Annotated in this window: 18 protein-coding genes; 8 read left to right on the top strand and 10 right to left on the bottom strand. The window is 61.2% G+C overall.

Going from position 1 to position 20,428, the window contains the following annotated elements; translation table 11 throughout:
- The 8 genes from AC1DM5_RS25065 to glpK all read left to right on the top strand — a co-directional run.
- On the top strand, positions 1–522 hold a 522-nt coding region (locus AC1DM5_RS25065), incomplete at its 5' end, for a glycerol-3-phosphate dehydrogenase C-terminal domain-containing protein (RefSeq protein ID WP_477975916.1).
- Between the two features lie 42 nt (positions 523–564).
- Positions 565–1,641, top strand: coding sequence for an ABC transporter ATP-binding protein (locus AC1DM5_RS25060; RefSeq protein ID WP_477820451.1), 1,077 nt, complete (start codon positions 565–567; stop codon positions 1,639–1,641).
- Positions 1,642–1,650: 9 nt separating this feature from the next.
- Positions 1,651–2,721, top strand: coding sequence for an ABC transporter ATP-binding protein (locus tag AC1DM5_RS25055; protein ID WP_477820452.1), 1,071 nt, complete (start codon positions 1,651–1,653; stop codon positions 2,719–2,721).
- Positions 2,722–2,724: 3 nt separating this feature from the next.
- Positions 2,725–3,591: a carbohydrate ABC transporter permease gene (locus AC1DM5_RS25050; RefSeq protein ID WP_007812230.1), complete on the top strand. Its 867-nt coding sequence runs from the start codon at positions 2,725–2,727 to the stop codon at positions 3,589–3,591.
- Between the two features lie 14 nt (positions 3,592–3,605).
- A complete protein-coding gene (locus AC1DM5_RS25045) occupies positions 3,606–4,427 on the top strand; it encodes a carbohydrate ABC transporter permease (RefSeq protein WP_477820453.1) in 822 nt (273 codons plus the stop codon).
- A gap of 12 nt (positions 4,428–4,439) precedes the next feature.
- Positions 4,440–4,721 carry a DUF2160 domain-containing protein gene (locus AC1DM5_RS25040; RefSeq protein WP_477820454.1) on the top strand — a complete coding sequence of 94 codons (282 nt, stop codon included), beginning with the start codon at positions 4,440–4,442 and terminating at the stop codon, positions 4,719–4,721.
- 80 nt (positions 4,722–4,801) lie between these two features.
- A complete protein-coding gene (locus tag AC1DM5_RS25035; RefSeq protein ID WP_477820455.1) occupies positions 4,802–6,532 on the top strand; it encodes an ABC transporter substrate-binding protein in 1,731 nt (576 codons plus the stop codon).
- A 116-nt stretch (positions 6,533–6,648) separates the two neighbouring features.
- Positions 6,649–8,145: a glycerol kinase GlpK gene (gene glpK / locus AC1DM5_RS25030; protein ID WP_477820456.1), complete on the top strand. Its 1,497-nt coding sequence runs from the start codon at positions 6,649–6,651 to the stop codon at positions 8,143–8,145.
- 78 nt (positions 8,146–8,223) lie between these two features.
- On the opposite strand, the gene AC1DM5_RS25025 is transcribed toward glpK, so the two are convergent.
- The 10 genes from AC1DM5_RS25025 to AC1DM5_RS24980 all read right to left on the bottom strand — a co-directional run bounded on the left by AC1DM5_RS25025 (position 8,224) and on the right by AC1DM5_RS24980 (position 20,373).
- Positions 8,224–9,297 carry an ABC transporter ATP-binding protein gene (locus tag AC1DM5_RS25025; RefSeq protein WP_477820457.1) on the bottom strand — a complete coding sequence of 358 codons (1,074 nt, stop codon included), beginning with the start codon at positions 9,295–9,297 and terminating at the stop codon, positions 8,224–8,226.
- Positions 9,298–9,314: 17 nt separating this feature from the next.
- Complete coding sequence (locus tag AC1DM5_RS25020; protein ID WP_477820458.1) at positions 9,315–10,835, bottom strand: DUF5060 domain-containing protein; 1,521 nt, start codon at positions 10,833–10,835, stop codon at positions 9,315–9,317.
- A gap of 31 nt (positions 10,836–10,866) precedes the next feature.
- Entirely contained in the window at positions 10,867–11,751 is an 885-nt protein-coding gene (locus AC1DM5_RS25015; protein WP_477820459.1) for a carbohydrate ABC transporter permease, read from the bottom strand.
- On the bottom strand, positions 11,748–12,647 hold the full coding sequence (locus AC1DM5_RS25010) for a carbohydrate ABC transporter permease (RefSeq protein ID WP_477820460.1): 900 nt from the start codon (positions 12,645–12,647) through the stop codon (positions 11,748–11,750). Before AC1DM5_RS25010 ends, AC1DM5_RS25015 begins: the two co-directional genes overlap by 4 nt.
- 94 nt (positions 12,648–12,741) lie before the next feature.
- On the bottom strand, positions 12,742–13,995 hold the full coding sequence (locus AC1DM5_RS25005) for an extracellular solute-binding protein (protein WP_477975914.1): 1,254 nt from the start codon (positions 13,993–13,995) through the stop codon (positions 12,742–12,744).
- A gap of 233 nt (positions 13,996–14,228) precedes the next feature.
- Positions 14,229–16,088: a D-apionate lactonase gene (apnL, locus tag AC1DM5_RS25000; protein ID WP_477820462.1), complete on the bottom strand. Its 1,860-nt coding sequence runs from the start codon at positions 16,086–16,088 to the stop codon at positions 14,229–14,231.
- Positions 16,085–17,119, bottom strand: coding sequence for a Gfo/Idh/MocA family protein (locus AC1DM5_RS24995; RefSeq protein ID WP_477820463.1), 1,035 nt, complete (start codon positions 17,117–17,119; stop codon positions 16,085–16,087). The genes apnL and AC1DM5_RS24995 overlap by 4 nt, the downstream gene beginning before the upstream one ends.
- 1 nt (position 17,120) lies before the next feature.
- Positions 17,121–18,185: an ABC transporter permease gene (locus tag AC1DM5_RS24990; RefSeq protein WP_477820464.1), complete on the bottom strand. Its 1,065-nt coding sequence runs from the start codon at positions 18,183–18,185 to the stop codon at positions 17,121–17,123.
- Positions 18,182–19,732, bottom strand: coding sequence for a sugar ABC transporter ATP-binding protein (locus AC1DM5_RS24985; RefSeq protein ID WP_477820465.1), 1,551 nt, complete (start codon positions 19,730–19,732; stop codon positions 18,182–18,184). The genes AC1DM5_RS24990 and AC1DM5_RS24985 overlap by 4 nt, the downstream gene beginning before the upstream one ends.
- Positions 19,729–20,373 (bottom strand): DUF2291 family protein, encoded by a 645-nt coding sequence (locus tag AC1DM5_RS24980; protein ID WP_477820466.1) that lies wholly within the window; start codon positions 20,371–20,373, stop codon positions 19,729–19,731. Before AC1DM5_RS24980 ends, AC1DM5_RS24985 begins: the two co-directional genes overlap by 4 nt.
- Positions 20,374–20,428: the final 55 nt, after the last annotated feature.

Below are 20,428 nucleotides of genomic sequence, written 5' to 3'. Positions count from 1 at the left end.
GCGCAGGAAGCCACGCGTGACTATGTCTTGAAGGTCGAGGGCAAGCAGGGCGAGGCACCGCTTCTCAATGTCTTCGGCGGCAAGCTCACCACCTATCGGCGGCTGTCGGAACATGCGCTCGAAAAGATCGGCGAGGCGATCGGGATCAAGGGCAGGCCGTGGACGGCAGGCAGCCACCTGCCGGGCGGCGACTTTCCGGTGCAGGGCTACGAGGGTGAGGTCAGCAGGCTCAAGGCGCGCTATCCGTTCCTGACCGAGCCGCATGCCCGCCGGCTTGTCCGTCGCTATGGCACGAAGGCTGCCACGCTTCTCGGCAATGCCCAGAAGATCGACGATCTCGGCAGGCTGTTCGGATCCGATCTCTACGAGGCCGAGGTTCGCTACCTGATCGAAAATGAATGGGCCAGGCAGGCGCAAGACGTGCTCTGGCGAAGAACAAAGGATGGCCTGCGTCTTTCGAAGGAGCAGGTGAGATCACTGGAGGAGTACATGGCTGCCATACCGGCACAGATGGCCGGATAAGGTGGCGTGTGGTCCCCGTTGCGAGGAGGCACGGGAATCGGAATGCTGGAGCTGCGAAACGCCGCCAAGATGGTGGGCGCGGACTATCATATCTATCCGACCGATCTGGTTCTCGAGCGGGGCACGCTGAATGTCCTGCTGGGGCCGACCTTGTCGGGCAAGACGTCGCTGATGCGGCTGATGGCGGGGCTTGATCGGCCGACCGAAGGCTCCGTGCATTTCGACGGCGCCGATGTCACCGGCATGCCGGTGCAGAAGCGCAAAGTCGCCATGGTCTACCAGCAGTTCATCAACTATCCGGCGCTGACCGTCTATGAGAACATCGCCTCGCCGATGCGCATTTCCGGCAAGGATGCGGCTGCGATCGACCGCGACGTGCGCAAGGCAGCCGAACTTCTGAAACTGACGCCCTATCTCGACCGCACGCCGCTCAATCTCTCTGGCGGCCAGCAGCAGCGCACCGCGCTTGCTCGCGCTCTTGTCAAGAATGCGAGCCTCGTGCTGATGGATGAGCCGCTCGCCAATCTCGATTACAAGCTGCGCGAGGAATTGCGCGAGGAACTGCCGAAGATCTTCGCCCAGTCGGGCGCGATCTTCGTTTACGCCACCACCGAACCTTCCGAAGCGCTGCTGCTCGGCGGCAATACGGCGACACTGAACGCCGGCCGGATCACGCAGTTCGGGCCGACGATCGATGTCTATCGGCGACCGGTCGATCTGGCCACCGCCGGCATCTTCGCCGATCCGCCGCTGAACGCCATCGAGGTCACCAAATCAGGTCATGTCTTTGTGCGCCCAGGCGGGGGCACACTTCCGGTTCCGGCCCATCTTTCCACCGTGCCTGATGGACCTGTCACCATCGCGTTCCATCCGCACCACCTCGGGCTCGCGCCGCAGACCGGCGATGCAGCCCGCCTCAAGGCGCGCACGCTGGTGTCGGAAATCACCGGTTCGGAGAGCTTTGTACACCTGGACTATGACGGCGTGCGCTGGGTGATGCTGGCACACGGCATTCACGACATCGATCCCGACATGGAAATCGAAGCCTTTCTCGACATGCGCCACCTGATGGCCTTCGGCGCCGACGGGCAGGCCATCGCCACGGTTGGAAAGGTATAGGAGAGCACAATGGCACGCATCACGCTCGACCATATCCGCCACGCTTACGGCGCCAATCCGAAGAGCGACAAGGATTATTCGCTGAAGGAAGTCGACCACGAGTGGAACGACGGCGGCGCCTATGCGCTTCTAGGCCCCTCCGGCTGCGGCAAGACCACGCTGCTCAACATCATCTCCGGTCTTCTGCAGCCGTCGCATGGCCGCATCCTGTTCGACGGCAAGGATGTCACAGACCTTTCGACCCAAAGCCGCAATATCGCGCAGGTCTTCCAGTTTCCGGTCATCTACGACACGATGACGGTTTACGACAATCTCGCCTTTCCGCTGCGCAATCGCGGCGTGGCTGAGGCAGATGTCGACCGGCGCGTGCGCGACATTCTCGAGATGATCGACCTTGCCGGCTGGGCGAGGCGCAAGGCGCAGGGCCTGACCGCCGACCAGAAACAGAAGATCTCGCTCGGGCGCGGGCTTGTGCGCAACGACGTCAACGCCATCCTCTTCGACGAGCCGCTGACCGTCATCGACCCGCATATGAAATGGGTGCTGCGTTCGCAGCTGAAGCGGCTGCACAAGCAGTTCGGCTTCACCATGGTCTATGTCACCCATGACCAGACCGAGGCTTTGACCTTCGCCGAGAAGGTGGTGGTCATGTATGATGGCCAGATCGTCCAGATCGGCACGCCGGCCGAACTCTTCGAGCGGCCAAGCCACACCTTCGTCGGTTACTTCATCGGCTCGCCCGGCATGAACGTCATGCCGGCAAAGATCGACGGCAGCACCGTCAGGGTCGGCGACGAGACGCTGATGCTCGACTATGCGCCGAAGACCGAGGGCGCGGCCAAGACCGAGCTCGGCATCCGGCCGGAATTCATCCGGCTCGGACGCGAGGGCATGCCTGTCTCGGTGAGCAAGGTCGAGGATATCGGCCGCCAGAAGATCGTGCGCGCCCGTTTCGCCGGCCAGCCGATTGCAATCGTCGTGCCTGAGGATGGCGAAATCCCTGATGACGCCCGCGTCAGCTTCGATCCGTCAGCCATCAGCATTTACGCCGACAGCTGGCGCGTCGGCAGGGAGGCCTGAGCCATGCAGAAGACGTGGAACAACAAAGCCTGGTTTCTGGTCCTGCCGGTGCTGCTGCTCGTGGCGTTTTCGGCCGTCATCCCGCTGATGACCGTCGTCAACTATTCGGTGCAGGATACGTTCGGCAACAACGAGTTCTTCTGGGCCGGCACCGACTGGTTCGTCCAGACCCTGCATTCCGACCGTTTCTGGGAAGCATTGCAGCGCAACCTGCTCTTCTCCTTCATCATTCTGGCGCTGCAGATTCCGCTCGGCATCTTCATCGCGCTCAACATGCCGAAATCGGGGCCGGGCGTTCCTGTCTGCCTCGTCTTGATGGCGCTGCCGCTGCTCATTCCGTGGAATGTCGTCGGCACGATCTGGCAGGTTTTCGGCCGTGTCGATATCGGCCTGCTCGGCCATACGCTGGAAGCGATCGGCCTCGACTACAACTATGTGCGCGATCCGGTCGATGCCTGGGTGACAGTCATCATCATGGACGTCTGGCACTGGACGAGCCTCGTCGTGCTGCTCTGCTATGCCGGCCTCGTTTCGATCCCTGATGCCTATTATCAGGCGGCCAAGATCGACGGCGCCTCGCGCTGGTCCGTCTTCCGCTACATCCAGCTGCCGAAGATGAAGCGCGTGCTTCTGATTGCCGTGCTGTTGCGCTTCATGGACAGTTTCATGATCTATACCGAACCCTTCGTCGTCACCGGCGGCGGCCCCGGCAACTCGACGACCTTCCTCTCCATCGATCTGGTGAAGATGGCGGTCGGCCAGTTCGACCTTGGCCCGGCGGCGGCAATGTCGATCATCTACTTCCTCATCATCCTGCTGCTCTCCTGGGTGTTCTACACCGTGATGACCAGCGGCGACGCGAACGGCTGAAGGAGGGCGCAGACATGACCAGCAAATACAAACCTGCAGGCAGCCTTTCCTGGCTCGTTCCGACAATCTATATCGTCTTCCTGATCCTGCCGATCTACTGGCTCGTCAATATGAGCTTCAAGGAGAATGCCGAGATCACCGGCGCCTTCTCGTTGTGGCCGACGAACCCGACGCTGCGCAACTATGCGGTCATCTTCACCGATCCATCCTGGTACAACGGCTATATCAACTCGATCATCTACGTGGTGATGAACACGGTGATCTCGGTCGCCGCAGCGCTGCCGGCGGCTTACGCCTTCTCGCGCTATCGCTTCCTCGGCGACAAGCACCTGTTCTTCTGGCTTTTGACCAACCGCATGGCGCCGCCGGCGGTCTTCGCGCTGCCCTTCTTCCAGCTCTATTCGGCTTTCGGCCTGATCGACACGCATATTGCCGTCGCACTCGCCCACTGCCTGTTCAACGTGCCGCTGGCGGTCTGGATCCTCGAAGGTTTCATGTCCGGCGTGCCGAAGGAGATCGACGAGACGGCCTATATCGATGGCTATTCCTTCCCGCGCTTCTTCGTGAAGATCTTCATTCCGCTGATTGCGAGCGGGGTGGGTGTCGCGGCCTTCTTCTGCTTCATGTTCTCCTGGGTCGAGCTCTTGCTCGCCCGCACGCTGACGACGACGGCGGCAAAGCCGATCTCGGCGATCATGACGCGCACTGTCTCGGCCTCCGGCATGGACTGGGGCGTGCTGGCAGCAGCCGGCGTGCTGACCATAATTCCCGGCGCCCTCGTCATCTATTTCGTCCGCAACTACATCGCCAAGGGCTTTGCCCTGGGCCGCGTCTGAGGAGGACCGGACATGACCTTTTCCTGGATGGCCTGGACGCTGCCGACGGCGCTCTTCTTCCTGACGATCCTGGCGTTGCTGATTGCCATGAGCGTCTGGGAATATTTTTCGCCGGGCGGCTCGCCGCGTGTCGGCCTGCTGCGCTTCGAGACGACGCGCGGCGACCGGCTCTTCATTTCGCTGCTTGGCGCAGCATTCATTCATCTTGCATGGCTGGGTCTCATCGGACCCGACCTGTGGTGGGCTCTTGGCATCTCCGTGATCTATGCGATCGGCGTGTTCCGCTACGTATGATGCCAAGGTGATACGGATGGCCGGGGGTACTTGGCCGCCTGAGACGTGAGACCTGCAATCGCAAACCCTGGGAGGATATTATGCGAAAGCACTTACTGACGACGACAGCAGGCTTACTGCTGGCAATGACCGCATCGGCCTATGCCGGCATGGATGAGGCCAAGACATTCCTCGACAAGGAGGTCGGCGATCTCTCGACGCTTTCCCGCGCTGACCAGGAAAAGGAAATGCAGTGGTTCGTCGATGCCGGCAAACCCTTCGCCGGCATGGATATCAAGGTCGTCTCCGAAACGCTGACGACGCATGAATATGAATCGAAGGTGCTGGCGCCCGCCTTCACCGCGATCACCGGCATCAAGGTCACCCATGACCTGATCGGCGAAGGCGACGTGGTCGAAAAGCTGCAGACGCAGATGCAGTCGGGCGAAAACATCTATGACGCCTATGTCAACGATAGCGACCTCATCGGCACCCATTGGCGGTACCAGCAGGCCCGCAGCCTGACTGACTGGATGGCCAAAGAAGGCAAGGATGTCACCAATCCTGGCCTCGATCTCGACGACTTCATCGGCACCAAATTCACGACCGCGCCGGACAAAAAGCTCTATCAGCTTCCCGACCAGCAGTTCGCAAACCTCTACTGGTTCCGCTACGACTGGTTCAACGACGAAAAGAACAAGGCTGACTTCAAGGCGAAATACGGCTACGACCTCGGCGTTCCCGTCAACTGGTCTGCCTATGAGGACATTGCCGAATTCTTCACCGGTCGTGATGTGAACGGCAAGAAGGTCTTCGGACATATGGACTATGGCAAGAAGGACCCGTCGCTCGGCTGGCGCTTCACCGATGCCTGGCTGTCGATGGCCGGCAATGGCGACAAGGGCCTGCCAAACGGCCTTCCGGTCGATGAATGGGGGATCAAGGTTGACGAGAATTCGCGTCCGGTCGGCTCGTGCGTTGCACGCGGCGGCGATACCAACGGTCCGGCTTCCGTCTATTCGATCGCGAAATATCTCGATTGGATCAAGGCCTACGCTCCGCCGGAGGCAGGCGGTATGACCTTCTCCGAATCCGGCCCGGTGCCGGCGCAGGGTGCGGTCGCCCAGCAGATCTTCTGGTACACGGCCTTCACCGCCGACATGGTCAAGCCCGGCCTGCCGGTCATGAACGATGACGGCACACCGAAGTGGCGCATGGCTCCGAGCCCGCACGGCGTCTACTGGAAGGATGGCATGAAGCTCGGCTATCAGGACGTCGGCTCCTGGACGCTGATGAAGTCGACGCCTGACGACCGCGCCAAGGCCGCATGGCTCTATGCGCAGTTCGTCACCTCGAAGACCGTGGACGTGAAGAAGAGCCATGTCGGCCTCACCTTCATCCGCGAATCCACCATTCGCGACAAGAGCTTCACGGAACGTGCGCCGAAGCTCGGTGGCCTGATCGAGTTCTACCGCTCGCCGGCTCGTGTTCAGTGGTCTCCGACAGGCACCAACGTTCCTGACTATCCGAAGCTCGCGCAGCTGTGGTGGCAGGCGATCGGCGACGCTGCTTCCGGCGCAAAGACCGCGCAGGAAGCAATGGACTCGCTGTGCGGCGAACAGGAAAAGGTGCTGCAGCGCCTGGAACGCGCCAAGGTACAGGGCGATATCGGCCCGAAACTCGCCGAGGAGCATGATCTCGCCTATTGGAACGCGGACGCGGTGAAAAAGGGCAACCTTGCGCCGCAGCTGAAGGTCGAGAACGAGAAGGAAAAGCCCATCACCGTCAATTATGACGATCTCGTCAAGAGCTGGGCCGACGCCAAGAAGTAGGCGTCAAACCGGCCGGGCGCTGTGGCGCCCGGCCATTCCTTGATTCTCCATAATAATAACGGGGGCAGAGCTGCCGTTCCGGCGGAACGATGGCTGCTGCGCAGGAAACAGATGTCATGAGCGGCCATATCCTTGCCATCGACCAGGGCACGACATCGTCACGAGCCATAGTTTTCGACCCTCAGATGCGGATCGCATCGTCGGCTCAGACGGAGATCACCCAACATTTCCCGCAGACCGGCTGGGTGGAGCACGATGCGAACGAAATCTGGGACACGGTGCTTTCGACGGCCCGTGATGCCCTGGCAAAGAGTGGCGCAGCCCCTGGCGCAATTGCTGCCATCGGCATCACCAATCAGCGGGAAACGACCGTCGTCTGGGAAAAAGCCACCGGCCGGCCGCTCCACAAGGCAATCGTCTGGCAGGACCGGCGCACGGCGGAAATGTGCGACCGGCTGAAAGTCGATGGCTATGAAAAGCTCTTCACCGCCAAGACCGGCCTGCTTCTCGATCCCTATTTTTCCGGCACGAAGCTGCGCTGGCTGCTCGACAATGTCGAGGGGCTGCGTGCCCGTGCCGAAGTCGGAGAAGTCTGTTTCGGTACCATCGACAGCTGGATCATCTACAAGCTGACCGGCGGGCGGACGCATGTCACCGATGCGACCAACGCCTCGCGAACCCTGCTTTACAATATCGCCGAGAACCGTTGGGACGACGAGCTTCTCGAGATCCTGCGCATCCCGCGGGCGCTTTTGCCCGAGGTCAAGGACAGTGCCGATGATTTTGGCACGGTCGATCCTGATATCTTCGGCGCGGCGATCCCGATCCTCGGGGTTGCTGGCGACCAGCAGGCGGCGACAATCGGCAATGCCTGTTTCGAACCGGGCATGGTGAAATCGACCTACGGCACCGGCTGTTTTGCGCTCCTGAATACCGGTGACGATCGCGTGCACTCGAAGAGCCGGCTGCTCACCACCATCGCCTACCGTTTGAACGGCAAGACCACTTACGCGCTGGAAGGGTCGATCTTCATTGCCGGTGCTGCCGTGCAGTGGCTGCGTGACGGTCTCGGCATTATCGGGAAGGCATCGGAAACCGGTGCTCTGGCTGACAGAGCCGATCCACAGCAAAGGGTCTATGTGGTGCCCGCCTTCACCGGCCTCGGCGCTCCCTACTGGGATCCGGAGGCGCGGGGCGCGATTTTCGGCCTGACGCGCAACAGCGGCCCGGCGGAACTGGCGCGCGCCGTCCTGGAATCGGTCGCCTACCAGACGCTCGACCTGCTGGTGGCGATGCGCAGCGATTGGGGCGACCATCCGATCGAAACGGTCCTGCGCGTCGATGGCGGCATGTCGGCCTCCGAATGGACCATGCAGCATCTCGCCAACATTCTCTCAAGTCCCGTCGACCGGGCGGCGACCTTGGAGACGACAGCGCTCGGTGCAGCCTGGCTTGCCGGATCGAAGGCCGGTGTCTGGCCGGACCGGAAGGAGTTCGCACGCGCCTGGACGAGCGACCGTAGCTTTGAGCCCGATATGACTGACGTAGACAGGCAGGCGAGAATTGTCGGCTGGCGCAACGCGATTGCGCGAACGCTCAGCACGGTGACCTGACCTAGGCGGACCACCACCGTAGAGAAAGAGCCGGGCGGTGTCAGGCCGCCCGGTTCATCGATCTATCTATTGCCCGTCTCAAGCGTCGAGCCGGTTCTGTGTCTGTCGGTCGAAGAAATGCACCTTCGGGGTCGCAAAGGACAGCTTGATCCGCTGTTCGGGTGTAAGGTTCACACGCTCGCGCACAACCCAGGTGAGTTCCTTTCCCTCGACCTCGACGGCGACATGGGTTTCCGAACCGGTCGGCTCGATGACCTTCACGATCGCTTCGACGCCGCCCTCATCGCCACCAAGCGAAATATCCTCCGGTCGGATGCCGAGCGTCAGCGACTTGCCCGCCGAATTCTCTGGCGCTTGCAAGAGTTTGACGCGCGCGCCGCCGGGAAGAGCGAGGCTCGGGCTACCGGAATTCTCAAGCGTGCCCTCGAGGAAATTCATTGCCGGTGAGCCGAGGAAACCGGCGACGAAGATATTGCGCGGCCGGTCGTAGAGTTCGAGCGGGCTGCCGATCTGTTCGACGTGGCCGCCCTGCAGCACGACGATCTTGTCGGCCATGGTCATGGCCTCGATCTGGTCATGCGTGACATAGACGATCGTCGTCTTCAGGCGCTGATGCAGCGCCTTGATCTCCGCCCGCATCTTGACGCGCAGCTTCGCGTCGAGGTTCGACAGCGGCTCGTCGAAGAGGAAGACCTTCGGATCGCGAACGATGGCACGGCCCATGGCGACGCGCTGGCGCTGGCCGCCCGAAAGCTGCGCTGGCTTGCGTTCCAGCAGCGGCTGCAGACCGAGGATCGCGGCGGCTTCCGCCACCTTCCTGTCGATCTCCGGCCGCTTGGCGCCGGCCAGTTCCAGGGCAAAACCCATGTTCTGGGCGACCGTCATCTGCGGATAGAGCGCGTAGTTCTGAAAGACCATGGCGATATCACGGTCCTTCGGCTGCAGATTGTTGACGACGCGCCCGTCGATACTGATCTTGCCGGCGCTGATCTCCTCAAGACCGGCGATCATGCGCAAGAGCGTGGACTTGCCGCAGCCGGACGGGCCGACGAGGATGACGAACTCGCCATCGGCAATCTCGACATCGATGCCGTGGATGATGTCGACCGAACCGAAGGATTTCTTGACTTTGTTGATGCTCAATCCGGACATGGGGGCTCCTTCTATCCTTAGCGCTTCCTGCGCACGCGCAGCGCCTGATGCGGCTTGCGCGGCAGTTTGACGCCGAAAGCAGCATCAGGCTTGCCGCCGCGCACGATCGCGCCGTGACGGGTCGGATGCGGGACGGGTGCGGCGACCTTCTCGGCCGGCGTGATCGTCATCTCCCAGGTGTCGATGACATCGACATCGTAATTGTCGTCGTCGAGCGGCAGGCCTGATGACCAGATGACGGGCTGGTGCTCGCCGAGATAGATCAGCCGGAAATCACCGTCACCGTCCCGTGCGCCCGAGACGCGCGACCAGGGCCATTCGCCGATGACGCCGAGCGGCTCCAACCCGTGCTTCACATCCGCTTCGAGCAGATCGCGCAGGAAGCCGATGCGCTTCCAGGCCTCGCCACGCAACTCACCGCCCTTGGCCCACCAGATCAGGTCCTCGGGATGCGAATAGGTCTCGCCGTGGCCGGCATAACCGCCGCGCGCCATGGTGATCCAGTAGCGATGAACCAGTTCCTGCGCCGAAAGATTGCCCCAGGACTGCAGGATGTCGCCCTCATATTCCGGCTCGTCGTTGACGACCGGCTTGCCATAGGCGTTGCGCCATTCCTGCGTGCGCTTGACGTCGGGGTTCTGGATGCAGGTATGGGTGACCCAGGGCTTGCGATGATCGAAATTCGCCGTCACGTCGCCATTATGGATCGAGCGCAGGTGCTGGTAGGGATCGTTTTCTTCCAGGATATGGAAGTAGCGGTCCCACTGCTCCATCGGCTTGGTATCGATCAGGAAGTCATATTCATTGGCAAGCGACCACCAGACATTCCGGTAAGCAGAAAGCCGCGCCGCGAGATAGGCGACATAGCGGAAATCCTGCTCGGCCGACATGTCGGCATAGCCCCAGCGGTCATAGGGGTGAAAGATGATGATATCGGCCTCGATGCCGAGCGCGCAAAGGGCTGCCACCTGCCGGTCGAAATGTTGGAAGAGGGCAGGGTTCGGCCGGTCGAAATCCTCCCTGCCGTCAGCGCCTTTTTCGAAGCAGGCATGCAGGGGCTCGTTGACGTTATAAGGATAGTCCTTCGGGAAGACGCCCATGCGGATCTTGTTGAAGCGGGTTTTCTTCAGCGTCTCCAGTGTCTGGTTCTGCATCTCCAGCGGCTGATGCGTCCAGGCATAGCAGGTCGTGCCGAAGGAGAAGAAGGGCGTGCCGTCGGCATAGCCGAAATGGAACTTGTTGCGCACGCGCACCGGCCCATGATTGCCTTTCGACGGCGCGGCTGCTGTAAACGAACCCGTCTTGCCGCCGAGTGCCGACGTCTTTGAGCGCGTCTTGAAGGACCATTCGCCCTCGACGTCGGGCATGAAGCGGATACGATAGGTGCCGTTGCCGTCATAAAAGCCCGGCACGCGGACCTCGCGGCTCTTGTGCGTGAACACGGCATCGAATGCCACGTCGAGATAGGGATTGCCTTCGGACGGGCCGGCAAAGGCCGCTTCGAACACGCCCCATTTTTCGACTGCTGCATCGGACATTCTGTCTCTCCTCGTAAACAAGATTTCGGTATCAGCCCTTGACGGCCCCGGAGGTCAGTCCGGACACGAAGTAGCGCTGGAACATGAGATAGACGATCGTCGCCGGTAGCACGGTCATGACGATCGCGGCGTTGAGCTGGCCGTAATTGCTGGAAAACTGACCCTGGAACGACATGAGGCCGAGCGGCAGGGTCCACATGTGCTGGTCCTGCAAAAGGACAAGCGCCATGGCGAATTCGTTCCAGGTGGAGACGAAGTCGAGGATCAGCAAGGCGGCGAGAACCGGCAGGCAGACGGGCAGGAAGATCCGCCGGAAAATGGTGAAATGCGTCGCGCCATCGATGAGGGCCGCTTCCGACAGCTCCTTCGGAATGCCCTTGAAGAAGCCGTGCAGGATGAAGACCTGATAGGGAACGCCGAAGGCGATATAGGGCAGGATGACGCCCGGATAGGTGTCGATCAATCCGAAGGAATTCACCAGCGTGAAGAGCGGTGCGAGCATCACCTGGAAGGGGATCATCGTGCCGAAAACGACGAGCAGCAGGAGCGCCTTGCTGATCTTAAGCTTGATCTTGGCAAGCGCGTAGGCGGCCATTGCCGACAGAGCGAGGCCGAGCGGCACCTTGATGACGGTGATGATGACGCTGTTGAAGAAGGAACTGGCGAAATTGCCGCGGCTCCAGGCGTCGGCGTAGTTTTGAAAGGCGAGTTCGGTCGGCGGCATGAAGGCGCCGGTGCTGGTGACCGCGGCCGGCGTCTTCAGCGAGGTGAAGACGATGAAGACGAAGGGTGCTACCCAGATCAGCGCGACAAGGACGAGGGCGATCCACAAGCCGATTAGGATGGGATCGCGCTTCAGGCGAAGGGGCTTGGTATCGATGTCGAGATCATCGGCTTGCGCTCCGAGAACTGTCACGATTCGACCTCCTCATGCTTTTGCGTCCAGCGCAGATAGGGGATGACGATCGCCATGGTGATCAAAAGCAGCACCACCGAGATCGCCGCACCACGGCCGAAATCGAAGATCTGCATGGCCTGGGTGAAGGCCCAGAGTGCCAGCATCTGGGTCGACTGGGCGGGACCGCCGCCAGTCAGGCCATAGACGATGTCGAAGGCCTTCAGCGACGAGATGATGGAGAGAACCAGAACGATGGTGATGGTGGGTCGCAAGGCCGGCAGCGTAACATGCTTGAAGACGGCCCAGCGACCGGCGCCATCGATGCGGGCGGCTTCCACCAGCGTCTGCGAGACGTTCTGGAGGCCTGCCAGGAAGAGCACCATCGAGAAGCCGACGGTCTGCCAGAGATAGGCGATGAAGACGGAATAAAGCGCGATATCCTTGTTGCCGAGCCAGTCCTTGATCCAGGTCTGCATGCCCCAGGAGGTCAGCATCTGGCTGAACAGGCCGAAGAAGGGATCGTACATCCACTTCCACATGGTGGCGACGGCGATCGGCGCAATGATGACGGGCAGGTAGAAGATGGCGCGCAGGCTGTTGCGGCCAAAAATCTTCTGGTTGAGGCTGAGCGCCAAGAGCAGCCCGACCAGCGGCGGGAAGACCAGGCTCATCAGCGTCCAGATCACGGTATTCCGAAAAGCGACCCAGAAGACCGGATCGCGCGTGAAGATCGCCGTATAATTCGCGAGGCCGACGAAGGGCCGTTGCGGATCGAGCCCGTTCCACTTCTGGAAGCTGATAATAACCACGTTCAGCATCGGGTAGAGCGCGAAGATCGCGTAGATGGCCAGAGCCGGGACGAGCAGGATGAAGGCCTGCACGCGTGGATCATGAGTTGTTTGGCGCAATGACATGCTCACCTCCGGGCGGGACGTTGCCCCTGCCGGTCTTGCGAATGCGGCGCCAGCCGACCGACATTGTGTCGGCCAGCCGGCGTCTCGGGAGGAGTTAGGTTCTACCGGCGATGAAGGCCTGCATCTGCTTGGCTGCTGCGGCCGGCTCGATACTGCCGGAGGCAACATCGTTGATGACGCGGAAATATTCCGTCGTCACGTCAAGCGGAAAGGCCTGGTCGCCGTTCATGTAGATCTTGCTGTAGGTCTTGAAGATATCCAGCCACTCGGCTTCCAGAGGCTTCTGGTTGGTGTACTGGACATTCTTGTTGACCGAGATCGAGCTGATCTGGCCGACGAGATCCTGCTGCACCTTCGTCGACAGGAAATAGTCGATGAATTTCGCAGCCATGTCCGGGTTCTTGGTCTTGGTGCTGATGTAGTTGTACTCAGCGAAACCGTAGAGACGGTTGGTGTTGGTCGGGAAGGGGAAGATCCCGTAATCGTCGAGATTGACGCCGCTGCCGGAAAGCTGGCCGACCAGCCAGTCGCCTTCCAGCATCATCGCCGCGCGACCGGCGGTGAAGAGACTATAGGATTGCTTGTTGTCGATGCCCATGAAAGGCTGCAGCGTATAGTCCTTCGTCCACTTGGCGAATTCGGTGAACGCGTCGGTGGCGCAGGGCTCCTTCGACCAGTCGAGCTTCATCAGCTTCAGCTGGTCGTGCTTTTCGGGCCCGCATTTGGTTTCCAGGATCACATCCATCAGGCGCATGACGTGCCAGTTGACTGTGCCGCCGAAGGTGAAGCCAGGAATGCCGGCTGCCTTCAGCTTGTCGGCTGCTGCCAGAAGCTCGTCATAGGTCTTCGGCTCTTCGGTGATGCCGGCCTGCTGGAAGAGCTTCTTGTTGTAATAGACGGCCTCACCCTTGAAGGTGAAGGGCGTGCCTTGCTTGCCGCCCGGATAGAGATCGGCAAAGGCAGCCGCAGAGGGAAGCAGCTCGTCGTTCCACTTGTATTCGGTGTAGTATTTGTCGAGCGGCAGCGACAGGCCGGCCTTCACATATTCGCCGCCGAGGCCAAGGCCTGCCCAGCTGAAATAGATGTCCGGGCCGCGGTTGGAACCGGCAGCGACGCGCAGCGCCGTCTTGTGCTCGTCGACGGCGCGCTGGACGATCTCGATATGGGTTCCGGGGTTTGCCGCTTCGAAGTCGCTCGCAACCTTCTTCAGTGCCACGTTGGCGGCATTGTTGTCGAAGTTCAGCGTCCAGAGCGTGATGTCCTCAGCCTTGACGGGGGTGACCGCAATAGCCGCAATTGCGATGGCGGCCATGCATGAAGACTTCAATTTTGCAGAAAGCGTCAGCATTACGTCCTCCTCTTGTAAGCTGGAGCCTTTCTTGCCGGATGCTCATTGACATGTCAACTGGTATGATGAGCTAACCATGGAGAGTCTGCTCACATTTCTTTCAGTGGGTGTTGCAGATGAAAGAAATGCCCGGTCGGCAAGCGAGGCCTTACCGGCGCGACAGCGGCCGAATGCGACAAGGCTAGCGGCGCCCGTTGGCGTTCGGGTCGATGAGACGACCGATGATTTACCGGTTAATCGGCGAGGCGAATGGCCGTCGTCGCGAAGGCACCAAGGGTCACGCTTCCCCCCTGTGAAGCCGATCTGAAGGCCGCAATATCGACGCTTCGCTCCTCTGCGGCCAGATTGACGATATGCAGTATCGCAGTTGATGACTGCCGGGATACGAAAGCCAACAGCTCTGCCGGACGCGAAGAAACACAGCCGCTCCAGGCCGATCCGGCAAGGTCGGCCAGCAGCTTCACCACGTTAAAGAGCGGCCTGTTGCCGCCTTCTTCCGTTGGTTCTGCCTTACCGGCAACCAGGCCGAAGGGGCCGGTCGGCGCTGCGAGCGTCAGGCATTCGAGATCGGCGTCCAGCACGCGGATAGCATAACCGAGCGCAAACGCTTCCGCGAAGCGGCCATTGTGGCGTGGATCGCGGTTTGCCATCGGAATGCGGCCGCCGGCGGGATTATCCATCGTGCGGCTGCCATAGGGGTTTTGCCGCATGGGAATGGTCGATGGACCGATCCGGTAGGGCTTGTCGCCATAGATGGCGCGTACCGAGCCCGTGATGAAGGGCAGCGCTTCCAGTGTCTGCATGACGCTCAGATCATCGGCGGCATGGACGATCGGGTTGGTGCAGTGGCTGATAAAACCGAGGCGATCGGCCGGCACGCGCTTGCGGTTGAGCTCGGTGAAGTAGCTCAGCATGCCGCCGCCGATGCGAATACCGGCAAAGGCCTCGTGCGCTGCGGCATAGATCTCTTCAAGCGGTGGGCATTCCGGCCACTTGCTGCCCGGAGGCGTCGACTGCCGGTCGACGGAGGGGGAGATCATGATGGCATTGGGGCGGAAACCCGCAGCCTGCATCTGCTTGGCAATTTCGGCAGTTTCGGATGCTGGCGACTGCTCGCAGGGCAGGGCGATCTCCAGCGTCGACCGTCCGCGGTGAAGCGCGGCAATCGCGGCAAAATCCTGCAATGCTTCGGCGCCATGCCCGGCATTTGGGTCGAAGTGGAAAAGCAATTCCTGCGGGGCAATCCCGGAAAGCAGATCACGGGCCGCAAGCACGGCCTTGGCTTCATCAGGCGCGACGATCAGGCCAATGGCCGGCATGGTGCCGCTGTGCTCACCCGGTTCTAACTGGATGGCGCCAGCAGCCGAGCCGGCGGCTGATATCTGTCCGCTTCGGGTGTCGCGGATGGAAAGGACGATCCTCTGCCGCACCGGTTCGTTGGCGGCGATCTGGTAGGGCCAGGGAAGCGCCAGCGGGCGCACATAGGTCTTGTAGGAGGCATCCGACCAGTTGCGCTGGTCTTCCATCTCGAATGTATCGCCTTCCATACGGCATTCGGCTGAAACGCCCGGCAGCACCTGATGGGTGATCGCCCGCATATCCTTGAAGGGCTGCCAGGGGTCGATCCGGTCGGGAAAGCGCGTCTCGTTCACGCGACCATCGACATGCTCGACCTTGGCCGGGCTTCCGGCAATGCCGACGATCGGGTGCAGGATGCAGAAGCCGCAGCGATTGGTCTCGAAACCGGTCGGCGAGAGCGCTCCGGCTTCGAAGATCAGTTCATGCTCGGTTGCCGCAATATGCACGGAAATGGCAAGCCTGTTATCCTCGGGTCCCTTGCAATGGGCGACATAGCGGACGGAAAAGGCGCCGTTGCCCTGCTCGACCCAGAGATCCTCGATCCGGGGGTGATAGGTCCCCCAGTCGCGGTCGCGCACCAGATAGGAGACGGCACGCAGCACCTCGATACCGTCATAGCGGATCGTGCGCAGATTGCCGTTGGCAAGACCGGCCGAGAGGCGCCCGGCGGTCAGGCGGGCCGGATGCTCTTCGGCCTCATGCGTGCCGTAGAGGGCGAAGGCGTCCGTGGTCATCTCAGCATTGCCTCCACGTCGATCGTCTTGCCGGACGCGGCACTGTCATAGGCCGCTTCGACAAGGGCAAAGGTCTTGAGATTGTCGGCGCCGGACGTCGCGGGCTCGCCGCCATTTTTCAACCGGTCGACCCAGTGCTTCTGGATTGCATAGACGCTTTCCTGAATATTGTGCCAGGGCCGAGAGGCCCAGGAGAGCAGCTGCGGCGAGGCATCGGTGACGACTGTGCCGGCAGCATTGGTCACTTCGAGCCGATAGCCGGCCGAAAGGCGGATCGTGCCATCGGTGCCGTCGAGCTCGATCAGCGTTTCCGGGAAGGGCTCGGTGCCAAGCTTCGTCGCATAGCTGACGTCGACGATGGAGGTCGCGCCGCTTTCATGGTCGAGCAGGATCGTCGCCACATCCTCGCCCTTGATCTTTGGGTTGACGCGCTTTGTACGCGCCGTCAGCGTGTTGACGTCGCCGAGGATGAAGCGGGCAATATCCAGCGTGTGGATGCCGAGATCTTCGATGATGAAGCGTTCGCCTTCGGCGAGATAGGGCTGACCGGAAAATACGTCATAGCCGGAGCGGAATGAGAAACGGCCCCAGAAGGGTATGCCGATTGCCTTGTTGTCCAAGAGCCGGCGCACCGTCTGGATCGGCGTCTGCCAGCGGAAATTCTCGTGCACCATCAGCGGAATGCCGGCCTTCCGGCAGGCTTCGACCATCGCCTTGGCATCGGCAAGCGTCTTGGCGAAGGGTTTTTGGCAGATGGCCGGGATCTTGTGGCTGGCCGCCATTTCCACCAACGTCCGGTGGCTCTGGACCGTGGTGGCGATATCGACGAAATCGAAGCCGCCATCGGCAAACATGGCAGCCGCATCCGTATAGCGCCTGTTAATGCCGAACTGGTCGCCGACGATCTTCAGCCGCTCCGGATCGCGGTCGCAGATTGCCACGATCGTGGCACCATCAACATCCTTCCATGCGTGCAGCTGATTGATCGCAAAGAAGCCGCAACCGATCAAAGCACCTTTCACGTCAGTCATTTCAACCTGCCTTTGCCATCTGCATGAGGGTCACGCGCTGCTGCAGCCGACGCTGCGCCTGGTCTACGACGACGGCGATGATGATCACCAGACCCTTGATGACCATCTGCCAGAACGAGGAAACCCCCATCATCACGAGGCCGTCGGAAAGAATGCCGATCACAAACGCGCCGATGATCGTGCCCCCGATCGTACCGCGCCCGCCAGACATCGAGGTGCCGCCGAGCACGGCTGCGGCAATCGCGTTGAGTTCGAAGCTTTCGCCCGTTGCCGGATGCGCGGCCATCAGCTCCGAGGAGATGACGATGCCGACGATCGCGGCGCACAGGCCGGAGAACATGTAGACGAAGATCTTGACCAGATCCACGCGGATGCCCGACATGCGGGCGGCGCGCTCATTGCCGCCGACGGCGAAGATGTGTCGCCCGATCGGCGTCGAGCGCGCCACATAGGCGGCAACGAGCGCCAGCACGATCAGGATCCAGATCGATACCGGCAGGCCAAGAACGCGGCCCGCACCGAAGAAATCGAAGCCGGTCGTCGCATATTCCGGCCGGCCGACAAGGTTCGGAAAGGTCTGGCCGTCGGAGGAGAGCAGCGCCAGGCCGCGGGCGACATAGAGCGTGCCGAGTGTGGCGATGAAGGGCGCGACATTGAGCTTGGTGATCAAGAGGCCGTTGATCAGGCCGATGAAGAGGCCGATTGCCAGCGTGATCAGCACGATCTCGACGAGGTTGAAATAGACCGTATAGCCGATCGGCAGTTCGATGCCATAAAGGATCAACCCGCCGGCGACCATGCCGCACAGGCCGACGATCGAGCCGACCGAGAGGTCGATACCGCCGGTGATGATGACGAAGGTCATGCCCATCGCCAGGAAGGCGTTCAGCGCCACATGTTTCGACATCAGGATCATATTTGCGGTCGAGGTGAAGTTCGGCGCGAAGATCGAGAAGAAGATGATGACGGCAAAGAGCGCGATGAAGGTTCGAAGCTTCATTAGCGTCAAGAGGAAGGAGCCGTTCGCGCTCTTTGGCGCGGAAGTGGATGCGGTAGCCGCCGTCATGACGCGAGTTTCCCTTGATGTTCGTGCCCCTTGGCGGAGGCCGCGATAATGGCCTCTTCCGTTGCTTGCGCGCGGTCGAAGACGGCGATGAGATGGCCGTTGCTGAGCACCGCGATGCGATCGGAAAGCGCCATGACCTCTTCGAGATCGGATGTTGAAAACAGGATGGCGAGGCCATTGGCGGCAAGCCGGCGCATGGTGCGGAAAACATCCGCCTTGGCGCCGACATCGATGCCGCGGCTCGGCTCGTCCATCAGCAGAACCTTCGGATTGGTCATCAGCGCCTTACCGATGACAACCTTCTGCTGGTTGCCGCCGGACATCGAGGTCACCTCGAAGTCCGGGTTCGGTGCCTTGATGGAGAGATCGCGGATCGCCTCGACGATGGCGTTCTTCTCGGCCTTGGCATTGATATGGAAGAGGCGCGTGAAGCGGCCGAGGCTCGCAAGCGTCAAGTTGGATGCGATCGAGAGGACCTGCACCAGGCCCTCGCGCTGCCGGTCCTCGGGAATGAGGGCGAGACCCCGGCGGATGCGCCGCGTGGTGTCGCGCGCCCGTACTTCCTTGCCGTCGATGAAGATCTTGCCGGTCGAGTGCGTATGGCGGCCGATGACGCATTCGAAAAATTCGCTGCGCCCGGCGCCCATCAGCCCGTAAATGCCGAGGATCTCGCCTGCCTTGACCGACAGTGAGACATTATCGACCGCAAGCCCGCCGGTCTGGCGCGGGAGGCTGATATTTTCGGCGCGGAACATTTCCTTGCCGAGCGCATGATCCTCGGATTTCGCAAAATCCTTGGCATCCGAGCCGATCATCGAACGCACGATCCAGCGGGTGTCGATATCCCTGACCATGGCATGGCCGGTAATCTGCCCGTCGCGCAGCACGGTGATGTAATCGCCGATCCGCATCAGCTCTTCGAGGCGATGCGAGATATAGACGATCGCGACCCCTTGCGCCTTCAACTCGCCGATCACCTTGAAGAGGATCTCGACTTCGGCTGCCGACAGCGCCGATGTCGGCTCGTCCATGATGAGGATGCGGGCATTCAGCGACATCGCCTTGGCGATCTCGACAAGCTGTTGCTGACCGATAGGCAGGTCCTCGACCATGGTCTCGGCATCGATGCCGGCATCGAGACGCCCAAGGAATTCGTTGGCCTTGCGAACCTGTTCCTTATGGTCGATGCCGAGCACGCCGCGGGTCAGTTCGCGCGTCGCAAAGATGTTTTCGGCAACCGACATGTTGGCGAAGAGATTGAGCTCCTGGAAGATCATGCCGATGCCATGCGCCTGCGCATCGGCGGGGCTGGCGAAGGAAACGGTTTCGCCGTCCAGAATGATATTCCCGAGTGTCGGCCGTTCGACGCCGGCGATGATCTTCATCAGCGTCGATTTGCCGGCACCGTTTTCGCCGACCAGCACGTTGACGGCGCCGCGGCGCAGCTCGAGATTGGCACGCTTGACGGCGACGATGCCGGAATAGACCTTCGACACGTCGTCGAGGCGCAGGATGATCTCGTCCTTTGGAGCCTCGGCGATAGTCATGGTGCCACCTTCAGCGCCGAAGGGGTCACGAGCGGCAGATCGCTGCCCGACGGTAGCGGGAAAGCGCCGGTCACGGTCACCGTCTTGCCGACCAGGCCGTCGCGCGGGATCGCCGACAGGAAGGCGCCATTGGCCTTCTCATTGAAGGACTTGCCGAACTGTGCCCATTCGATCTGGTTCTTGAACTCGTTGAAATTGACGAAATCCAGCGTGTCGCGCAGCGCCGTGCCACGAATGGCAGGCCCGATCTGTACTTTTGCGTCGGCTTTGCCGTCGCCATTGGCATCGACATCGAGCGTCGCCGCCCGCGAGGCGGTATCGGCGGCAACGACCTTGCCGCTGAACTTGACGGCATAGGTCCAGGGCGAGCTCGCCTGCTTGTGCGGATTGCCGTATTTCTCGCCGGCCTGGTCGGGGCTCGAAGCGGCAAGTGCTGCGACATCCTTCAGCTCGCCGGCGCGCTTTTCATAATAGGGCACGACTTGCGGCTGCCAAATGGCATCGACCTTGGCATTCGGATCGAAAGCGCTCTTTGCCGCCGCTGCGGCTTTTTCTTCCGCAGTCGGCGTCTTGATGATCTTGCAGCCGGGCAAAGCCGCCGCGACAAGCGCGGCGATCAGGGCGCCCCTGATCCTCAACATGCGATAAACCTCGAAATGAAAGAGAATAGGCTGCAGGGAGCGCGGTCTCCCGCGC

This window comes from Rhizobium sp. 01T437 (assembly GCF_056398505.1).
This window is presented reverse-complemented; position numbering and strand designations above follow the sequence as displayed.

Coding starts and splice junctions, on each gene's coding strand:
- AC1DM5_RS25045 (WP_477820453.1), top strand. CDS start 3,606: ATGACCAGCAAATACAAACCTGCAGGCAGCCTTTCCTGGCTCGTTCCG.
- apnL (WP_477820462.1), bottom strand. CDS start 16,088: ATGACCACGGACGCCTTCGCCCTCTACGGCACGCATGAGGCCGAAGAG.
- AC1DM5_RS25025 (WP_477820457.1), bottom strand. CDS start 9,297: ATGTCCGGATTGAGCATCAACAAAGTCAAGAAATCCTTCGGTTCGGTC.
- AC1DM5_RS25055 (WP_477820452.1), top strand. CDS start 1,651: ATGGCACGCATCACGCTCGACCATATCCGCCACGCTTACGGCGCCAAT.
- AC1DM5_RS25035 (WP_477820455.1), top strand. CDS start 4,802: ATGCGAAAGCACTTACTGACGACGACAGCAGGCTTACTGCTGGCAATG.
- AC1DM5_RS24980 (WP_477820466.1), bottom strand. CDS start 20,373: ATGTTGAGGATCAGGGGCGCCCTGATCGCCGCGCTTGTCGCGGCGGCT.
- AC1DM5_RS25005 (WP_477975914.1), bottom strand. CDS start 13,995: ATGCTGACGCTTTCTGCAAAATTGAAGTCTTCATGCATGGCCGCCATC.
- AC1DM5_RS24985 (WP_477820465.1), bottom strand. CDS start 19,732: ATGACTATCGCCGAGGCTCCAAAGGACGAGATCATCCTGCGCCTCGAC.
- AC1DM5_RS24990 (WP_477820464.1), bottom strand. CDS start 18,185: ATGACGGCGGCTACCGCATCCACTTCCGCGCCAAAGAGCGCGAACGGC.
- AC1DM5_RS24995 (WP_477820463.1), bottom strand. CDS start 17,119: ATGACTGACGTGAAAGGTGCTTTGATCGGTTGCGGCTTCTTTGCGATC.
- AC1DM5_RS25040 (WP_477820454.1), top strand. CDS start 4,440: ATGACCTTTTCCTGGATGGCCTGGACGCTGCCGACGGCGCTCTTCTTC.
- glpK (WP_477820456.1), top strand. CDS start 6,649: ATGAGCGGCCATATCCTTGCCATCGACCAGGGCACGACATCGTCACGA.
- AC1DM5_RS25020 (WP_477820458.1), bottom strand. CDS start 10,835: ATGTCCGATGCAGCAGTCGAAAAATGGGGCGTGTTCGAAGCGGCCTTT.
- AC1DM5_RS25060 (WP_477820451.1), top strand. CDS start 565: ATGCTGGAGCTGCGAAACGCCGCCAAGATGGTGGGCGCGGACTATCAT.
- AC1DM5_RS25050 (WP_007812230.1), top strand. CDS start 2,725: ATGCAGAAGACGTGGAACAACAAAGCCTGGTTTCTGGTCCTGCCGGTG.
- AC1DM5_RS25010 (WP_477820460.1), bottom strand. CDS start 12,647: ATGTCATTGCGCCAAACAACTCATGATCCACGCGTGCAGGCCTTCATC.